This window comes from Colwellia meonggei, assembly GCF_057537295.1.
On record NZ_BAAJLZ010000004.1, the window covers coordinates 237,860 to 255,590 of the forward strand.

A 17,731-nucleotide genomic window follows, 5' to 3' on the forward strand; every position below is an offset into this window, starting at 1 on the left:
GCTATGCCAGCATAAGCAGTTGGCATAGCTAACATCTGCTAACAATTAGTTTATCAAATCAAACTGTTTATCCGCAGTATAGGTTTGTAAACCAAAATGTCCCAAAACATATGTGTAACTCGCATCCTCATTACTTATTTGACTTGAATGAGTTCCTCCTACCGTACACACGCCACTACCGCAAACTATTTGATCACTCCAGCTTTTGATTGAATACACTCTATTGGCAATTGTTTTACCACTTAGCCAGTCTAAGAAAGGACTCGACACCGACAAGCCATTCACGCCGCAGGTTGGAGTGAATACATTCCACGGGTATGCACCACAGGTCCATAATCCGCGATAAGCACCGGCAATACCGACAAAGGCGTCAACATTGCTACTTTCATTAAGTTTAATAACTTGTTGAGCTGCTAGTGTTACACCCATAGAGTGGCCGATAATGTCGACCTTGCCAGTACACGAGTTTGCAATTGCACTGCTAATGGCGTTTTTAACAGGTGTTTCTTCTGAGCCGCTATGATTGTTATTACTCGCGAATGAACTGCCCCATGAGGGTCGATAAATATTACTGCTTTGGTAGCCATTGGTGATTAATTTGTCGTAGGTATTATCCCAATCAGAAGGGGAGCCAGCATTCCCATGTACTAAAACGACATTATCTATACAGGCTGCATAGGCAGCTGTTTGTGCAACAGCTAATGTTAGTGCACATAGTACTTTGCTAAGTTTTGACGTTAGTAAGTTTTTCATTTTTACCTTCTTATTATTGTTAATTTAAAAGTTGCTCATCATTTGAACAAAATTAACTGTAATCAAGAACTCGTTAAAAAGAAGTGCTACCTTAGTGCTACTACCTCAAATGGCTAAAGCTAGAATTTCGCGAAAAAAAGTCATGCAAAAAGTAGCATGACTTATAGGAAAGGTAGGGCACATGTCTAACGGCTCTACATTTAAAAAACAAGATATTGGCGATGAACGGATACCGTTCAGTGGCTTACTGTGCGGTCCATGCACCATCCATTGGTAGCGATGAACCGGTAATTGCACGAGCGCTATCACTGCAAAGAAATAAAATAAATTCGCCGATTTGTTGTGGTTTCATCATTTCAGGTAATGGCTGTTTAGCGGTAACAAGGTTGTACTGTGCCTGCTCAAAACTCAGCGTTTCACGCTCAGCAATATCGATGATTTGCTGCTTTATTAGTGGCGTATCAACCCAACCTGGGCATATCGCGTTAACGGTAATATTCTGTTCGGCATTTTCTAAGGCAATAACTTTAGTTAGACCAACAATACCGTGTTTGGCTGCACAATAAGCTGACTTATTTACTGAGCCCACTAAACCATGCACGGAGGCGATATTTATTATTCGGCCCCAATTGTTTTTTTGCATCGCAGGTAATGATTGTTGAATGGTATGAAAAGCTGCAGACAAATTAATGGCAATAATATCGCTCCACTTTTCAATGGGAAATTTTTCGGCACGCTCAGTGTGTTGAATACCAGCGTTATTAATCAATATGTCTATATTGCCCAGTGCTGAAATTGCATCATTGATGAGTAATTCGATAGCCTTAGCATCTCGTAAATCAGCATTGCTAAAATACACATTGATATCATATTTATCTGAGAATTGTTTTGTTAGCACTTTACCGTCACTGTCATTTAACAACCCGTGAAGTGCTAAATTTATGCCCTGTTCAGCAAGAACGTGAGCTGTCGCCAACCCTATGCCACTAGTGGAACCGGTGATCAGGGCAACTTTTCCCGCTAGTGGTTGAGTGTTTACCATTTGCTTGTGATCCTTTTCATTTAATACTGCAAACTTAGTGACATAATCGGGTATAAGTTTGTTAAAAATTAGTGATTAAAGAATACCGCAACTTGTTAATGATTGATTTGGCACCATAGTACCATTGCAATTTAATAATTGTTGCGAGCAATTGGACTAAGCGTTGAGGTGGCAGTGAAGCCTTAATGTTATAAAGGAAACGCTGAGCTAGGTTAATGAGAAAACTAGCTCAGTTAAATGTTGAATGAGGAGTTTTTTCGGTGTTAATTCTCTTCATCTTGGAAAATTTCTTCAATGCTGAGTTTAAATAACCTTGCTGCTTTAAAGGCCAGCGGTAAACTTGGATCAAACTTACCTTTTTCAATGGCATTTATCGTTTGTCTAGAAACTTCAAGGGCCGCGGCCAGTTGTGCTTGCGTCCAATCTCTTTCTGCACGCAGTACTTTCAGTTTATTTTTCATTGGTAATTCCTAGTACCAATATATGTGGCAGTTAAATAAGTTAAGCCCATAAATATAACTAAGTGAGAAATTTCCGCATGGAAGTTGATCAGGTTGACCACATCTAAGTTCGAATAAGTTAAGCCAACAATTAAGCTTAATCCAAGTGTAATACCCATAGCATTTAATTGAATGCGCTGCTGCATTTCATCTAAACCTTTAATATGCTGAATGTTTACTAACACCATTTTTAAGCCTAATGCGAAGTTTAATAGTACAGCAATAATCGTCAGGGTTTGGTTGTTGTCCCATAAGAACCTTGGACCAAAGTTAGTTAGTGCCATAGTTAATACCCAAATAGTGGTCCAAAGCCCAAGTTTTGCAGTATTTTTCTTATGTTCTTGTTGCCATTTAGTTGGCTTATTTTTCGTATTGTCAGTCATAGTTATTTCTCCAATGTCTGCTGTATTTTACTAAAAGTTAAGTTTGCTTTACATTGATTAATGTAAGTTATGGAATTAATCATGTCAAGTATGCTTTACTTAAAGTCTGGTCTTGATGTCATTTAGGGGCTTTTAAATGATGTGCTTTGCTTTTGAAAGTATCTAAAAGTGAGCTTTAGGCTGCTAAATATTTGAAAAATAAAATAGTTGATCTACAAAAATTAACTATGTATAGCTTAATGCAACGATAGAAAATAGCTGTCATGCCGTTATTGTCCATAACTTCTTAAACACCGCTTTTAAGTGACTTTCTATATTCACCTGGTGTTTTTTGAGTAAGTTTATTAAACCAACGATAGAAAGATCTAGGCTCTGTGAAACCTAACTCAACACTTATTTGGTTAAGGTTTAATAAGTTATCACTGAGATGTTTTTTAGCGAGTTCTAATCGAGTTTCGTCAAGCACCGTTTGGAAATTTAATTCTACAGCGGCTAAGCGGCGTTGCATGGTTTTAGCGCTAATACCAAAACTTTTAGCTATTTCTTGTTGATGAAAACAACCTGTTTTTAATGACAGCGCTATTGCAGTACTTAATTGGCTGGCAAAGTCACTTTCACTATCTAAGTTGGAAATTAAACTCTGTGCATGGCTTTCTAGCGTTGATAATAGCTGCTGATCACCTTTATTTAATGGCAATGTTAATAATGCTTGATCAAAAATTATTGCATTTTCTTGTTGGCCATAATGTACCGGGCACTTGAATACTTCTTGATATTCGTTTTGTTGGCTTAATGTTGGTTGCTTGCGAGTTAGTAATAGTTCACTAGGATTACTGTCTTGGCTAACAAGGTAACGGGCAAAGGTTAGCCAAGACGTTAAACAGTTATCAACCATATGTCGTTTAACTTTTGGATCGGTAAATTGACAATGCCAACTAATTTTAACTTGCTCACCTAATTGTGCAAACGTGGTGGTGCCCATATCTCCCACCAACTTTTCAAATGGTTGAATTTTTGTTATTGCTTGCCCCAAATTTTCGCAGTTCATCAATATGTAGCCTAAAACACTATACGAACCTGGTTGCACATATTTCGCGGTATGCAAGCCAAATAACTCATCACTAGATTGAGCAACTAACGTCGATATTAATTGTTGGAATTTCAGTCCTGTGATGTGGTTGCTGTTATCCAATAATGTCGATTGTTCTATACCAATTTCATCACATATCTGCACTATATCGAGCGCTTGTTCAGTGGCAAGTTGTAGATACTGGTTTACTGCTGGAACTGATGCTTGACCTAAATTTTCATCTAGATTTACAGCTTGATTATCAGTTCTACTATTTATGTAATTGTTTATTAATGTTTTATTGTTTGTCATACGCTTTTTGTGGTCAATAGAGGTCCAACCTGACCCTTTTTTTGTCCTAAATTGTCACCCTGACTGTCTTTTTAGGACATTTTGTCCCTGTTAGCTTCGTTTTATCATAATTAAAAGTGAACTAACAGTGAATTAATTGCAGGGGCGTAAATGAGACGTTGGAATGGCTGGGGTGATGAAAGCACTTCAATGGATTTACCGCAATCAGCGGGTGCATTTTTGTCGCAGGTTGTAGGCAAAGGGCAACAATTAACAGATAGTGCTTTAGCAAATGTTATCAAAGCTGTACCTAGCTCACGTTTACCGGAGCACCCACTGGTTAGCACCGATGCAGAAGAGCGAGTTCGACATGCCAAAGGTCAATCATTACCTGACTACTTAGCGATGCGTAGTGGTGAAATTAGCTGTTTTCCTGATGGGGTTTGTTTTCCGGAGAACTGTCAAGATGTTAAAGCTATTCTAGCTTACGCTAAAAATCATAATGTTGAACTCATTCCATACGGTGGTGGCACTAGCGTTGCTGGGCATATTAATCCTAAGCAATCGCAAAGGCCAATATTGACTGTTGATATGAGTAGAATGAATCAGCTACTGTACCTCGATGAAAATAGCCAAATTGCTACCTTTGGCGCTGGAACTCCAGGGCCTATGGTTGAAGCGCAATTGCTAGCTCGAGGCTACACTTTAGGGCATTTCCCGCAATCTTTTGAACTATCAACTATCGGCGGCTGGGTAGCAAGTCGCTCAAGTGGTCAGCAGTCACTACGCTATGGCAGAATTGAGCAACTATTTGCCGGCGGTAATATTGAAACTTTTGCGGGTTCATTAGATGTACCTACCTTTCCAGCATCTTCTGCGGGTCCTGATTTACGTGAGCTGTTATTAGGCTCGGAAGGGCGTTTTGGTATTTTAACTCAAGTTAAAGTTAGGGTCAGTAAAGTGGCAGAGGCAGAAAAATTCTCAGTTATTTTCTTCCCAAACTGGCAATCAGCTAGCCAATTTTGTAAAGACTCAGTCCAGCAACGTATTGGATTATCAATGTTAAGGGTAAGTAATGCCATTGAAACCCAAACCCAATTAAAATTGGCTGGACATGAAAATCAAATTAAATGGTTAGAGCGTTATTTGTCTTTACGTGGCTGCGGTGAAGGTAAGTGTATGCTGACTTTTGGCTTAACTGGCAGTAAACAACAAATATCGGCCAGCAAGAAACAATTAACCGCGGTGGTTAAAAAGTATAAGGGTGTAAATACCGGCGAAATGTTAGGTAAAAAATGGCAGGCGAATCGTTTTCGTTCGCCATATCTTCGAGATGCGTTGTGGCAGCAGGGCTATGTGGTTGATACTTTTGAAACTGCCACTGATTGGGGCAATGTTGATAGCTTAATGGCGCAAGTTGAAGATAAAATTCGTCACGGTCTAAAGGATGACAACGAGAAAGTGCATGTTTTCACGCATCTCTCACATGTTTATAGCCAAGGTTGTAGCCTTTATACAACCTATGTTTATCGAAATGGCAGCAGCTATCAAGAAACCCTCAAACGTTGGCAAACCTTAAAACATTTGGCCAGCAATACCATAGTTAACAATGCCGGTACTATTAGCCATCAGCACGGTGTAGGTAAAGATCATGCACCATACCTGCACGTTGAAAAAGGAGAGCTAGGGATGAAAGTGTTAGAAAATTTGGTTGAACATTTTGATAATAACCAGCAACTAAACCCTGGCACTTTACTTGAATAATTTACTGAAGTTGTAATTTTCGGCGATAAATAAAAATGAAGATTAGTCAACAAACAAGTAGTGATAACACAAGCTCGGTGAATTACTCGGCAAGTGGCGTTGCTTTGTCTGAAAATTTCACGCAAAGCCGAGAACAACGCATCGCAAGTATCGCTGATGTTGACTGTTGGGATCTAGTGATTATAGGTGGAGGAATTACCGGTGCCGGTATTCTGAAACTTGCTAGCCAAATGGGGTTAAAAGTATTACTGCTTGAGCAAAAAGACTTTGCATGGGGCAGTTCAAGTCGCTCATCAAAAATGGTACATGGTGGCTTGCGTTATATGGCACAAGGGCAAATTGCCTTAACGCGTGAGTCTGTTATTGAACGCCAGCGCTTGTTAGCAGAAGGCCAACCGTTAGTGACGAAGCAAAGCTTTGTCATGAGCCATTATAAAAAAGTGTTCCCCGGGCCATGGATTTTTAATCAGTTATTATCCTGCTACGACTTTATTGCTGGCACTAAACAACATAAATTCTGGTCAAAATCATCGTATTTAGCCTTGGCACCACAAGTTGATGAAAAGCAGCTTTTAGGCGGTACACAGTTTTTTGATGCCCTCACTGAAGATGCGCGATTAGTTCAACGTTTAATTCAAGAGTCTTTACAACGAGGCGGACAAGCAATTAATTACGCTAAGGTTGTCGAATTAGCTTCGCATACCCACGGCAATAAAGTGACTGTAGCGTTCGAAGATGAAGAACCAACCGTCAACATTAATGCCAAAGTTGTGATAAATGCCTGTGGTGCTTGGTCAAAAATGTTGAAAGCAAGCTGTGAAGACCTTAACAACGCAAATGATGGCAAAAAATCAGCAATGCATATGCGGCCATTACGCGGTAGTCATTTAATTTTACCTAGCTGGCGATTACCAGTGGCAAGTGTTATTTCTATTCGGCATAAAGAAGATAAGCGTCCCGTGCAAGTTTACCCATGGCAGAACGTTACTATTGTCGGTACTACTGATGTTGAACATCAGCAAAATATGGCTAAAGACGCCAAAATAAGTCAAAGGGAATTCGATTACTTGTTAGCTGCGGTAGCGCAGCAATTCCCAGACGCCAAAATAACTGAAACAGATGTTATCTCCACTTTTGCAGGTGTCAGGCCGGTAACTACCTCTGAGCCATCAGCACAGCCATCAAAAGAAAAGCGCGAGCATCATATTGAACAGCAATCAGCAGTTATCTCTGTTACCGGCGGTAAGTTAACAACTTTTAGACTTATTGCGGAGCAAGTACTAAGTTTGGTTTGTCAGCAGTTGCTTAAGTGTGAAAATAAAAATAACCAAGCATTAAAAGCTCAGCTTGAAAGTAAATTTGCTATGGCATGCAATCAAACTGTTTTAACCGCTCCTATAAGTCACCTAGTAATACCATTAGCAGAAGATATTAAACAACAAATTAACGCATGTTATGGTGAACTTAATACCGTATTTATTAAAACTGTTGATAATAGCTTTTGTAATCCAATACGTTACAGTAAACACTTGTGGGCGGAACTTATTTGGTCTGCGAAGTATGAACAAGTAATGCATTTAGATGATTTGCTTATGCGCCGAACTCGAATAGGTAATGTATTACCTGAAGGTGCTCGAGAGTTATTGCCGAAAATTAAACAATTGTGTGCACCGTATTTATCTTGGAATGATAACAAGTGGCAGCAAGAAATAGCACGCTATATGGCGATTTGGCACCGAGCTTATAGTTTACCTAGTGTTGATGAAAGCATGGGTAACAAAGCAAGTGATGAAAAGTTTCAAGAGATTAATAATTAACTATGACAGACGTAAGTGCTAAGCAAACAAAAATTAATAATGCTGAAAAAGTGGCGCAGGGAAAACTGCCGAACTTGCAAGATGATTTGATCTTGACCATAGATAACGGAACACAAAGTGTTCGCGCCTTACTTTTTAATCTTAACGGCGACTTAGTTGCTAAAAGCCGCATTGAACTTGAGGCCTATTTTTCGACTAATCCAGGTTGGGCCGAGCAGGAAGCAGATTACTTTTGGCAAATGCTGGGTAAGTGTTGTCAACAGCTTTGGCAGCAAGATGACGTTATTAGCAATGGTTATCGAGAAAAAGTAACTGCCGTTACGGTAACCACACAACGCGGTACCGTTATTAATTTAGATAAAGATGCAAAACCGCTGCGCCCAGCTATTTTATGGCTTGATCAGCGTTTATGTCAGCAAAATAAAGCGATGCCATGGTATTGGCGATTAGCCTTTGCCGCTATTGGACAAAGTAAGGTGATTGATTATTTTCGCCGCAAATCGCAGGCCAATTGGTTACAGCAGAATGAACCTAAAGTTTGGCAAAATACGGATAAGTTTCTCTTACTCTCTGGCTTTTTTACCCATAAATTAACTGGGCAATTTAAAGACTCAATTGGCAGCATAGTTGGCTATTTGCCATTTGATTATAAAAAACAAAACTGGGCCGGCCGTTTAGATTGGAAGTGGTTGGCATTACCAGTAAAACGTTCGATGCTACCAACTTTAGTTAAACCCGGTGAAGTCATGGGCTCAATTACTGAGCAAGCCGCCGCACATACAGGTTTAAAAGTCGGAACTAAGCTCATTGCTTCAGCGTCGGACAAGGCTTGTGAAGTACTTGGCTCTGGTTGTATCAGCCCTGATACGGCCAGTTTAAGTTATGGCACTACCGCGACAATTAATACCAATAATGCAAAATATGTTGAGCCACAGGCGTTTATTCCGCCTTATCCATCAGCTATCCCTGATAACTTTAATGCTGAAGTGATGATCTATCGCGGTTTTTGGATGGTGAATTGGTTTAAGCAGGAGTTTGGTCAAAATGAAATTGAAAAAGCGCAAACATTAGGAGTAAGCGCGGAAAGTTTGTTTGACCAGCTTGTCGCTGAAGTGCCACCAGGCTCAATGGGCTTAATGCTACAGCCGTATTGGTCTCCAGGCTTGAAAAATTTGGAGGCAAAAGGTGCGATTATTGGTTTTGGTGATGTCCATACCCGTGCTCATATTTATCGCTCAATTCTCGAAGGGCTAGCTTATGCACTGCGTGAAGGAAAAGAAAGTTTAGAGAAACGACAAAAATGTAAAATAACCCGCTTAATAGTCTCAGGTGGTGGTTCGCAATCTGATGCGGCGTTGCAGCTGACCGCAGATATATTTAATTTACCTGCACATCGGCCACATACCTTTGAAACATCGGGCTTAGGGGCTGCTATTAATGCTGCAGTCGGTAGTGGTTATTTTGAAAATTATCAGCAAGCCGTTGATGCTATGACCCGCATTGAACAGTCATTCTTGCCCAACCAGTCAAATGTGCAGCTGTATAACAAATTATATCAGCGGGTATATCGAAAAATGTACCAACAATTAAAACCTATTTATCAAGATATTAAAAATATTACTGGTTATCCAGAATAGTGACGAGAAATAAAAATAGAGTAGAAACAATAAAATAACAAAAAGAAATAAGGCACTGATAACTTGTCATAAATTGAAGTTAACATGCTGGTAAATAAACAAATTATAACAACAATTAAATAATGAGTAAGAAGGATTTAAATATGAATTATACCCGTCGTAAATTTATTAAAACCCTTGCGGTAAGTGCTGGTGCTGTTGTTACCTCAAGCCTAGTTGGTTGTGGTAGCTCAGATAAGAAAGATGAAGTTGTCGACCCAGGCCCAGTTGAACCGAGTATTTTAGATGGCAGCAAATATTTCCCGCAATCCGTAGTATCGGGCGACCCGAAAGCTGACTCAGTTATTTTATGGACCCGAGTTGATAATGGCTCTGGTGCCGATACTTCGTTAATGCTGCAAGTTGCAAGTGACGAAGGCTTTGCCAATTTAGTGGTAGAAGAAACATTTGATGCCTTAGCCTCGTATGATAATTGTTTAAAAATTCGTGTAACCGAGCTTAATGCCGGGCAACACTATTATTACCGTTTTATTTATCAAAGTGGCGGTAACAACTACTCAAGTCGTGTCGGTCGTACCAAAACGGCTGCAGCAGCAGATAGTGATAGTAAAGTGAAATTTGCTTACGTTTCTTGTCAAGATTACATTGGTCGCTACTTCAATAATTACTTATCGTTACTGGATAACGATGATTTAGATTTTGTTGTACATCTAGGTGATTATATTTATGAAACAACAGGCGATTCGCAATTCCAATCAGCAGGTGGCGCACGTAGTATCGAATTTACTGATAGTGAAGGCGCGTTAACGATAGGCGTAGGCGATAATAAAACGCAAGCAGCCAATAGTTTAGACAACTATCGCCAGCTTTATAAAACTTACCGTACTGATGAACTATTACAACGTGTTCATGAGCGCTTCCCTATGATTGCCATTTGGGATGATCATGAATTTTCAGATGATAGTTGGGGTGATACAGCCACATACCTTGATGGGGCAGGTGATGAAAAACAAACTGAGCGTAAAAAGAATTCTGAAATTGCTTATTTTGAATTTATGCCAATTGATCACGAACAACCTCACACAGAAGCAGGCCTAGCAGCGGGTGCTATTGGTATTAATGAAGAACACTTATTCCCAAATACCCGCATTTATCGTGACTTTCAATTTGGTCAACATTTACATTTAGCAATGACAGATTTTCGTACTAACCGCCCTGATCATATTTTGCCAGAAGACGCATTCCCAGCGAAAGTTGAAATGGACCAAGCGACCTTAAGTGCCTTTTTATTAGGTGCAGGGATGGTACAAGCACAAGTTGATGCAATTGTTGGCCAAATGTCACCTTATGTGAATATCGATGATGCACCTTTTGCACCATATAAGGCAGCATTTTTAGAAGTATTTACTGGCCTTTATATGCAAGAGTTAATGGCACGTGTAGAGCTGAGCCAAGCTGATGCTTTAGCGCAAGCACAACAACGTGCTGTTGCTGCTGTGCAAGGTAACTTAACCACAAGTTATTTAAACCAAGTCTTAGCAGGTGCAAAAGCAAGCTTACCGGCAGAGCATCCTATTCAAATGCTACCAGCATTGCCTGAAGCTGGCGTAGCACAAGGTTTAGCGTTTTATACCTTGGGTAAAACGTCACTATTTGGTTTTATTGGCAGTCGTTACTTAGTGGTTAAAGACACATACGATATATATGCGGGCTATCGTGAGCATGTTGCCAATTTGCAAGGTACAAGTGCACAAAAAGTGTTTGATGATATGCAAACCAATTGGTTAGCGCAAACCTTTGGTACATCAACTAGTACATGGAAAATGCTCGGTAGCTCCGTGTCGTTCTCGCCATTAATCTTTGATTTATCTGCGAGCCGTGCAGATAGTGGTTTAGGCTTACTTGAAGGAGTATTAAATTCAGATGCTATTCCAGCGCCTCTGAAACAGCGCTTTTATCTAGAAGCAGACCAATGGGACGGTGTTCCACAGTTTAAATCAAACTTTGTCGATAATGTTATGAGTCAATTTGGCGTTATCAGCTTAGGTGGTGATATCCATAGCAGTTACGTTACTGAGCATAAGCCGAATGCTGTTACAGGCAAAAGGTCGTTTAACTTCACTACGTCATCGGTTTCATCAGGTACTTTTGGTTCATTCTTAGAAAATGGTATGAATCAAATATTCTCTCAACTGGGTGATGTACCTGCAGCGTTAAGTGATTTGCCATTTTACTTTGATCCATTAGTACGCACGGCTACTAAACGAGATGATATTACTGACGATATGGTATTTTCACGTATGTGGGAACACGGCGTTGCTATTGTTGAAGTTGATGCCGAAAACGTATTGGTGAACTTCCACAATACCGGTAGTGAATTCCACAACATGGATACCGTGACCCGTAATTACTACGATGACGCGGACAACTTTTTATCAAAAGTACGCTTATACAAATTTAAAGTTAACGAAGGTATGTTAACGCAATTGTAATTTTGTGGTGACAATCAATGTAAGAAGATAAAACTTGCATTTACTTTAATTAAAGACTGAAAGAGCTGTTCAATATCAAATTGAATGGCTCTTTTTTATTGTTAAAGTCTTTATGAAATAAGCCGGTTGGAAATTAAGCCGTATTACTATGCAGTGCAATACGGTTGCCTTCTGAATCATGAATAATCACGCGAAAGCCATGTCCCCCCATTGAAAGTTTTTCTTCAATCATTCGTCCGCCATGCATTTCTGATTGTTTAACTGCATCATCAAGTCGACCATTTACATTAAAATAAATCAGTGGACCAGAAGTGAAAATTTGTTCGGGTGGTGAAGGTACTAAGCAGCCCGAAACATTGGTTTCTGCATGGGGTAATAAACCAAATGTAAAGTTGTCAAACTCCTCCAATTTCACTTCACCTTTAAGTATTGCGCTATAAAACTCTATCGCGCGTGATAAATTGATGACGGGAATATCAACCCAAACAATCTGATTTTCCATAAACATAGCCTTTTAAATTTTTGCGAGAATTTTACTGAATGTTTGAATATTTGAGCAAAATTGCGCTATGAGAATTTATCTTTTCCAGTTTCAGTATAACGCATATAACTTTTGCTGATGTTTCTGTTAAGTTCTGTAGTAACCCTAGCAGAGACTAGGTAGAATATTTGCTTTGACTTTCATGACTTTGGCGCGCTGAAAAACTATGCGAATTATTCACACTTCTGACTGGCATTTAGGGCAACATTTTTACGGCAAAAGTCGTGCAAATGAACATCAGCAGTTTCTAGATTGGTTGATTGAACAATCAAAGCAGCATGAGATTGACGCCATAATAGTTGCTGGTGATATTTTCGATACCGGTACACCGCCAAGTTATGCCCGAGAAATGTATTACGATTTTATCGCTAAATTGCATAAAGCTAATTGTCAATTGGTGGTGTTAGCTGGCAATCATGATTCGGTGGCCATGCTTTCAGAGTCAAAGCAATTAGTAAAACAGCTTTCAACACGGGTGATTTCGGCTGCTAGCGATAATATTGCCGAGCAAGTGTTTGTGCTTAATAGTTTAAAAACAGAGCAACAAGCCGTTATTTGTGCTATTCCATTTATTCGTCCGCGCGACATAGTTAAAAGCTATGCGGGACAATCAGCACAAGAGAAGCAGCAATCACTACAGCGGGCTATTTCTAACCATTACAAAAATTTATTCGATCTTGCGCAGAACTTAGCTCAGCAACAGGGGAGTAAAGAGTCACGCTTGCCTATCGTTGCCACAGGGCATTTAACGACAATTGGCGCATCAACCTCAGAGTCAGTACGCGATATCTACATAGGTACATTAGAAGCTTTTCCAGCAAGTGAATTTCCGGCCGCGGATTATATTGCGTTGGGGCATATTCATCGCCCACAAAAGGTGACAAAGAGTGAACATATTCGCTATAGCGGCTCACCCATTGCATTGAGTTTTGATGAAGTAAAATGGCAAAAAAACATTGTAATCGCTGAATTTTCGCAGGGTGAACTTGTCAATGTTGAACTATGTGATGTGCCATGCTTTCAACCATTGGCTATGGTGAAAACAAATTTGGAAAACTTATCGAATGACATTGCCGATGTTGTTAACGAACAAAGGCAGCTAAATAACAAAACAGAAGAAAAAATTTGGCTCGATATTGAAATTGAAAGTGCAGAGTACTTGCAAGATTTAACTGCGCGTATCGAGCAAGTAATTAAAGAGCTACCTGTTGACGTGTTATTGGTTCGACGCAGCAAAAAAGCACGAGCCAAAATGCCTAATAATGAAAAAAAAATCACCTTAAGTGAACTGAGTGTGCAAGAAGTATTTGATGCCCGTATAGCCCTTGAAGATTGGCAATCAGAAGAACAATTAGTAAGAAAGTCACGATTAAATATCTTGTACTCAAACATTGCTGAGCAAACTCAGTTAGCGTCTGAACCTGAAGTGTCGTCCGGTTCTCAAGAACTATCAAGCTCAACGAAAGTGGAGCAAGAAAAATGAAAATATTATCGCTACGCTTTGAAAATATTAATTCGCTTAAAGGTCACTGGAAAATAGATTTTACCCAAGCGCCATTTGACACCAGTGCACTTTTTGCCATTGTTGGTCCCACAGGAGCCGGTAAAACCACCATTCTCGATGCCATGTGCTTGGCGCTTTACCATCAAACTCCACGACTAACGATCACAGACAAACAAAACCAATTAATGACACGCCATACGGCAAATTGTTTAGCTGAAGTTGAATTTGAAGTTAAAGGACAAGCTTACCGGGCATTTTGGAGCCAACGCAGAGCAAAAAATAGTATTGAAGGTAATTTACAAAAGCCGACAGCGGAACTCGCAAAAATTACCGATATAGAGGCCGGTGAGGCTAATGTTATTGCCAGTAAGGTTTCAGATATACGCAGTGAAATTGCTCGTTTAACCGGTTTGGACTTTGCACGTTTTAGAAAATCTATGATGCTGTCGCAAGGGGAGTTTGCTGCATTTTTAAATGCACCTGCTAATGACCGTGCTGATTTGTTAGAAGAGCTAACTGGTAGTGAAATTTATGGTGATATTTCGAAAGCGGTTTTTGAGCAACACAAAGAAGCGAGCAATAATTTAAAACTACTTGAAGCTCAGCGTGATGGTATGCAGCTACTTTCGAAAGAACAGCAGCAAAGTATTGAGAGCGACATTTCTGGGAATGACCAGCAACAAAAAACATTAGATCAACATCTTACTTTTTGGCACCAAGTTAAAGCTTGTTTAGTAAACGAGCAATCAGTCAAGCAACAGCAACAGCAAGCAAGTTCGCATTTAGCTGATGCTAAAGAGCGACAGTTTGCACAGCAAGAGCAGCTTGAAGCTTTAACACGTGCCGAGCCCGCAGAGCAGTTGCGTGTTGATTATCAACAACTCACGCAACTAACAGGGCAATTATCGCAACTAAGCCAGCAACAAGGTGTGCTTGATGCAGAGTTAAAGCAACGTCAGCAATTATTTGATAACGAAAAACAGGCACTAGAGGCATCATTAACGGCGCAAAAAAACTTTTTAGTGCAACAGCAGGTTACTGAGCAGCTCATTGTTGAGCAGGTATTACCGCTCGATCACAAAATTAGTCAATTAGCGGAGCACAAGCAGCAGGCGCAGCAAAAGCATCAAGCGAGCGAAAAAGAACTTAGCGCTGATCAGCAGCAATTAGCGACATTAAATCATACCGAACAACAACAAAAAAAATCTTTAGCTGATGCACAAACATTTATTGAACAACATGCGAACTTAGCGCCACTGCCAGAAAAAATAGCACTATGGCGTAACATTAGTCAGCTATTGCTGACTGAAAAGAAAACCATTATTGAGCAAAGCGCACAACAAAGGCAATTACTTACGAAGCAATCGGCCGGTTCAGAGGCATTAACGCAAGCACAAGCGCAATTACAGCAAGAGCAAAGTTCACTGCAGCAACAGCAACAAATGCTTAGTGTAAAAGAAGCCGAAATAATGAGTTTACTTAAACAACAAGGTTGTGAAAGTGAACAAGCATTAACACAACAGTTGCATAATATGCAGTCAAATATAGCTGAGCATGCACAAATTAAACATAGTGCTCAGCGCTTTCAAGCTTTAGTCACTGAACTTGTTGATATTGAAAGAAGTGTACAACAAGATCAACAGCAGTCGACTGCACTCATGGCGCAAATTACGCCGTTGAGGGAGCAATATAAACAGCTGAAAGTGGAAATTGCAGATGTTGAGCTTATTGTTGAGCAAGAAAAGCTAATACTGTCGTTAAGTGAACATCGTAATAAATTAATGCCTGAGCAGCCATGTCCATTATGTGGCTCTAAGCAACACCCCGCCATTGATACCTATCAGGCGTTAAGTGCAGAGTCAGCGAATGCTGGCAGCAACAATAGCGAGCAACAATTACGTTTAGCACAATTAAAGCAATTTTTTGCCGATATTGAAAAGCAGGGCTCAGAGTTAAGAGTGCAACACAAAGCGCTTGAAAATAAAATGAGTTTTCAAAGTGAAGCAAAGCAGGCGAAAATTCAAGAACAAGCTCAACTGCAAGTAATGTGGCAGCAACAACAACCGTTGTTGCAATTAAGTTGTGAGCTAGCAGAGTATGCGCAAATTGAGCAGGTACTATTAAGCCATCAACAACAATTTCAACAATTAACTGATCTCAACCAGCAAATTCAAACCTTAAAACAAGCGTATCAACAACAGGGGCAATTGCTTTCAAACCAAGAAAAGGTGGTGTTGAATTTAGAAGGAAAAATACAAACGCAAACGGTGCAGTTTACACAGCTAAATCTTGAGCTAACTCAATTACAAACAACAATTACTGAAAAGCAGAGTTATCTTGTTGAGCAAGGGCGAATGTTTTCTACCGAGATCAGTACTGCCAATATTAATTTACCCGAAAACTTTGCTTTATTTTCGTTATTAGCCACAACTGAAAGCACAGTTGAGATAAATGTAGAGCACGCACAGGCTGAAACCGAGCATTGGATGCAAAAATTAGAACAAGATATTGCCCAATACCAACAAGCTTTACAGGCACTTAGTAATGATAAAGAGGCACTGCAACAAACACAGCAGCAACTAGCGGTAGCAAATAGTCAGAGCCAACAATTACAATTACATGTTAGTAATCTATTGGCAGAGCTAACGCAATGTCAGCAGCAATTGGATGATATTAAACAGCAGCGACAAGCATTATTTGCTGAGCAAGATGCACAAAAAGTTAGAGAGCAATTAAAGAAGCAGCAGCAGCAATTTGAACAACAAATAGCACAATTGCAATTGACTCATAACGATCAACAACAGCAATTGCAGAATATTCATGGTCAAATCACCGGCAATAATGAAGCTAGAATACAGTTACAACCACAACAAGAACTAGCAAATCAACAATGGCTGGCTAAGCTTTCGGCCAGTATTTTCGATGATCAAGCGAGTTTTTTAGCGGCACTTTTAAGCCCTGAACAAAAGCAAAGTTTACAACAGTTGCAAGCTAGCCTTGAGCAACAAATTCAACAGGCTAATGGTCAATTAAAACAGGCGACGCAGCAATTTGCACAACTTGAGCAGGAAAAGCAAGACATACAACAACGCCTAAAAATAGCCTTCGAAGAGAAAATAGACGAGCAAATTACAAAGCAAGTTGATGACCAGTCTCCTGATGAAGATAGTGACCTTCACTCGATTATTTTCTCAGGTAAAGAAAACCTGGCTGATATTGAGCTCGCGGCATTTGAAGAGAAAGCAGATAAATGCCAGCAAGCACTTAAAGAGCTGCAATTGCGCCAAGGGCAATTAACCCAACAACTTGAGCAAAATGAAAAGCAACAACAGCAGCAGCAACATTTGTTGGCGGAGATTAAAGATAAGCGCGAAGCATTAGATGATTTATCACATCTTAATGGTTTAATTGGCGCTGCTGACGGTGCTAAGTTTAGAAAATTTGCCCAAGGGCTGACGTTATCTCACTTAGTGTTCTTAGCTAATCAACAATTGAATCGACTACATGGCCGTTATCAATTACAACGTCAGCAAAGTGACAACTTAGCGTTAGAGGTGCTTGATACTTGGCAGGCTGATAGTGTGCGTGACACAAAAACCTTGTCTGGTGGTGAGAGTTTTCTGGTTAGCTTAGCACTAGCGTTGGCGCTGTCAGATTTAGTCAGTGCAAAAACCAGTATTGATTCACTGTTTCTTGATGAAGGCTTTGGCACTTTAGATAACGATACATTAGAAATTGCCTTATCAGCCTTAGATTCACTTAACGCCAGCGGCAAAATGATTGGTGTGATCAGCCACGTTGATGCACTTAAAAAGCGTATTGACGTGCAAATTGAAGTGAAAAAACACAGTGGACTAGGGGTTAGTGAATTAGCTGAACAATATAAATATGTAGCAATCAATAACGCACTAGTTACAGGCACATAGTAACTAGTATCA

At 39.9% G+C, this 17,731-nt stretch carries 12 protein-coding genes; 6 read left to right on the plus strand and 6 right to left on the minus strand.

All coding sequences use genetic code 11. From position 1 onward, the window contains the following. Positions 1 to 45 precede the first annotated feature (45 nt). The 5 genes from AC27E9_RS11925 to AC27E9_RS11945 form a co-directional block, all read right to left on the minus strand. Positions 46 to 753: an alpha/beta fold hydrolase gene (locus tag AC27E9_RS11925; RefSeq protein ID WP_487130451.1), complete on the minus strand. Its 708-nt coding sequence runs from the start codon at positions 751 to 753 to the stop codon at positions 46 to 48. 244 nt (positions 754 to 997) lie between these two features. Then, a complete protein-coding gene (locus tag AC27E9_RS11930; protein WP_487130453.1) occupies positions 998 to 1,795 on the minus strand; it encodes a 3-hydroxybutyrate dehydrogenase in 798 nt (265 codons plus the stop codon). Between the two features lie 263 nt (positions 1,796 to 2,058). Continuing rightward, positions 2,059 to 2,256, minus strand: coding sequence for a helix-turn-helix transcriptional regulator (locus AC27E9_RS11935; protein ID WP_487130455.1), 198 nt, complete (start codon positions 2,254 to 2,256; stop codon positions 2,059 to 2,061). Continuing rightward, complete coding sequence (locus tag AC27E9_RS11940) at positions 2,253 to 2,678, minus strand: hypothetical protein (protein WP_487130457.1); 426 nt, start codon at positions 2,676 to 2,678, stop codon at positions 2,253 to 2,255. Before AC27E9_RS11940 ends, AC27E9_RS11935 begins: the two co-directional genes overlap by 4 nt. A gap of 286 nt (positions 2,679 to 2,964) precedes the next feature. Beyond that, positions 2,965 to 4,059: an AraC family transcriptional regulator gene (locus AC27E9_RS11945; RefSeq protein ID WP_487130459.1), complete on the minus strand. Its 1,095-nt coding sequence runs from the start codon at positions 4,057 to 4,059 to the stop codon at positions 2,965 to 2,967. Positions 4,060 to 4,209: 150 nt separating this feature from the next. On the opposite strand from AC27E9_RS11945, the gene AC27E9_RS11950 reads away from it, so the two are divergent. The 4 genes from AC27E9_RS11950 (at position 4,210) to AC27E9_RS11965 (ending at position 11,748) form a co-directional block, all read left to right on the plus strand. Beyond that, positions 4,210 to 5,802, plus strand: coding sequence for an FAD-binding oxidoreductase (locus AC27E9_RS11950; RefSeq protein ID WP_487130461.1), 1,593 nt, complete (start codon positions 4,210 to 4,212; stop codon positions 5,800 to 5,802). A 35-nt stretch (positions 5,803 to 5,837) separates the two neighbouring features. Then, positions 5,838 to 7,619: a glycerol-3-phosphate dehydrogenase/oxidase gene (locus AC27E9_RS11955; RefSeq protein WP_487130463.1), complete on the plus strand. Its 1,782-nt coding sequence runs from the start codon at positions 5,838 to 5,840 to the stop codon at positions 7,617 to 7,619. Positions 7,620 to 7,621: 2 nt separating this feature from the next. After that, positions 7,622 to 9,256 carry an FGGY-family carbohydrate kinase gene (locus tag AC27E9_RS11960; protein WP_487130464.1) on the plus strand — a complete coding sequence of 545 codons (1,635 nt, stop codon included), beginning with the start codon at positions 7,622 to 7,624 and terminating at the stop codon, positions 9,254 to 9,256. 143 nt (positions 9,257 to 9,399) lie between these two features. Continuing rightward, positions 9,400 to 11,748 carry an alkaline phosphatase D family protein gene (locus tag AC27E9_RS11965; protein WP_487130466.1) on the plus strand — a complete coding sequence of 783 codons (2,349 nt, stop codon included), beginning with the start codon at positions 9,400 to 9,402 and terminating at the stop codon, positions 11,746 to 11,748. Positions 11,749 to 11,881: 133 nt separating this feature from the next. Here the strand turns inward: AC27E9_RS11965 and AC27E9_RS11970 are convergent, their stop codons facing one another. Beyond that, positions 11,882 to 12,250 (minus strand): VOC family protein, encoded by a 369-nt coding sequence (locus AC27E9_RS11970; RefSeq protein ID WP_487130468.1) that lies wholly within the window; start codon positions 12,248 to 12,250, stop codon positions 11,882 to 11,884. A 205-nt stretch (positions 12,251 to 12,455) separates the two neighbouring features. Here AC27E9_RS11970 and sbcD point away from each other — a divergent pair, with 205 nt between their 5' ends. Together sbcD and AC27E9_RS11980 are read left to right on the plus strand one after the other, a co-directional pair. Beyond that, a complete protein-coding gene (gene sbcD, locus AC27E9_RS11975) occupies positions 12,456 to 13,772 on the plus strand; it encodes an exonuclease subunit SbcD (RefSeq protein ID WP_487130470.1) in 1,317 nt (438 codons plus the stop codon). Continuing rightward, positions 13,769 to 17,719 (plus strand): AAA family ATPase, encoded by a 3,951-nt coding sequence (locus AC27E9_RS11980; protein ID WP_487130472.1) that lies wholly within the window; start codon positions 13,769 to 13,771, stop codon positions 17,717 to 17,719. Before sbcD ends, AC27E9_RS11980 begins: the two co-directional genes overlap by 4 nt. Positions 17,720 to 17,731: the final 12 nt, after the last annotated feature.

Bases quoted from the DNA above. Each gene is read 5' to 3' on its own strand.
- AC27E9_RS11925 (WP_487130451.1), bottom strand. From the start codon at position 753: ATGAAAAACTTACTAACGTCAAAACTTAGCAAAGTACTATGTGCACTA.
- AC27E9_RS11930 (WP_487130453.1), bottom strand. From the start codon at position 1,795: ATGGTAAACACTCAACCACTAGCGGGAAAAGTTGCCCTGATCACCGGT.
- AC27E9_RS11935 (WP_487130455.1), bottom strand. From the start codon at position 2,256: ATGAAAAATAAACTGAAAGTACTGCGTGCAGAAAGAGATTGGACGCAA.
- AC27E9_RS11940 (WP_487130457.1), bottom strand. From the start codon at position 2,678: ATGACTGACAATACGAAAAATAAGCCAACTAAATGGCAACAAGAACAT.
- AC27E9_RS11945 (WP_487130459.1), bottom strand. From the start codon at position 4,059: ATGACAAACAATAAAACATTAATAAACAATTACATAAATAGTAGAACT.
- AC27E9_RS11950 (WP_487130461.1), top strand. From the start codon at position 4,210: ATGAGACGTTGGAATGGCTGGGGTGATGAAAGCACTTCAATGGATTTA.
- AC27E9_RS11955 (WP_487130463.1), top strand. From the start codon at position 5,838: ATGAAGATTAGTCAACAAACAAGTAGTGATAACACAAGCTCGGTGAAT.
- AC27E9_RS11960 (WP_487130464.1), top strand. From the start codon at position 7,622: ATGACAGACGTAAGTGCTAAGCAAACAAAAATTAATAATGCTGAAAAA.
- AC27E9_RS11965 (WP_487130466.1), top strand. From the start codon at position 9,400: ATGAATTATACCCGTCGTAAATTTATTAAAACCCTTGCGGTAAGTGCT.
- AC27E9_RS11970 (WP_487130468.1), bottom strand. From the start codon at position 12,250: ATGGAAAATCAGATTGTTTGGGTTGATATTCCCGTCATCAATTTATCA.
- sbcD (WP_487130470.1), top strand. From the start codon at position 12,456: ATGCGAATTATTCACACTTCTGACTGGCATTTAGGGCAACATTTTTAC.
- AC27E9_RS11980 (WP_487130472.1), top strand. From the start codon at position 13,769: ATGAAAATATTATCGCTACGCTTTGAAAATATTAATTCGCTTAAAGGT.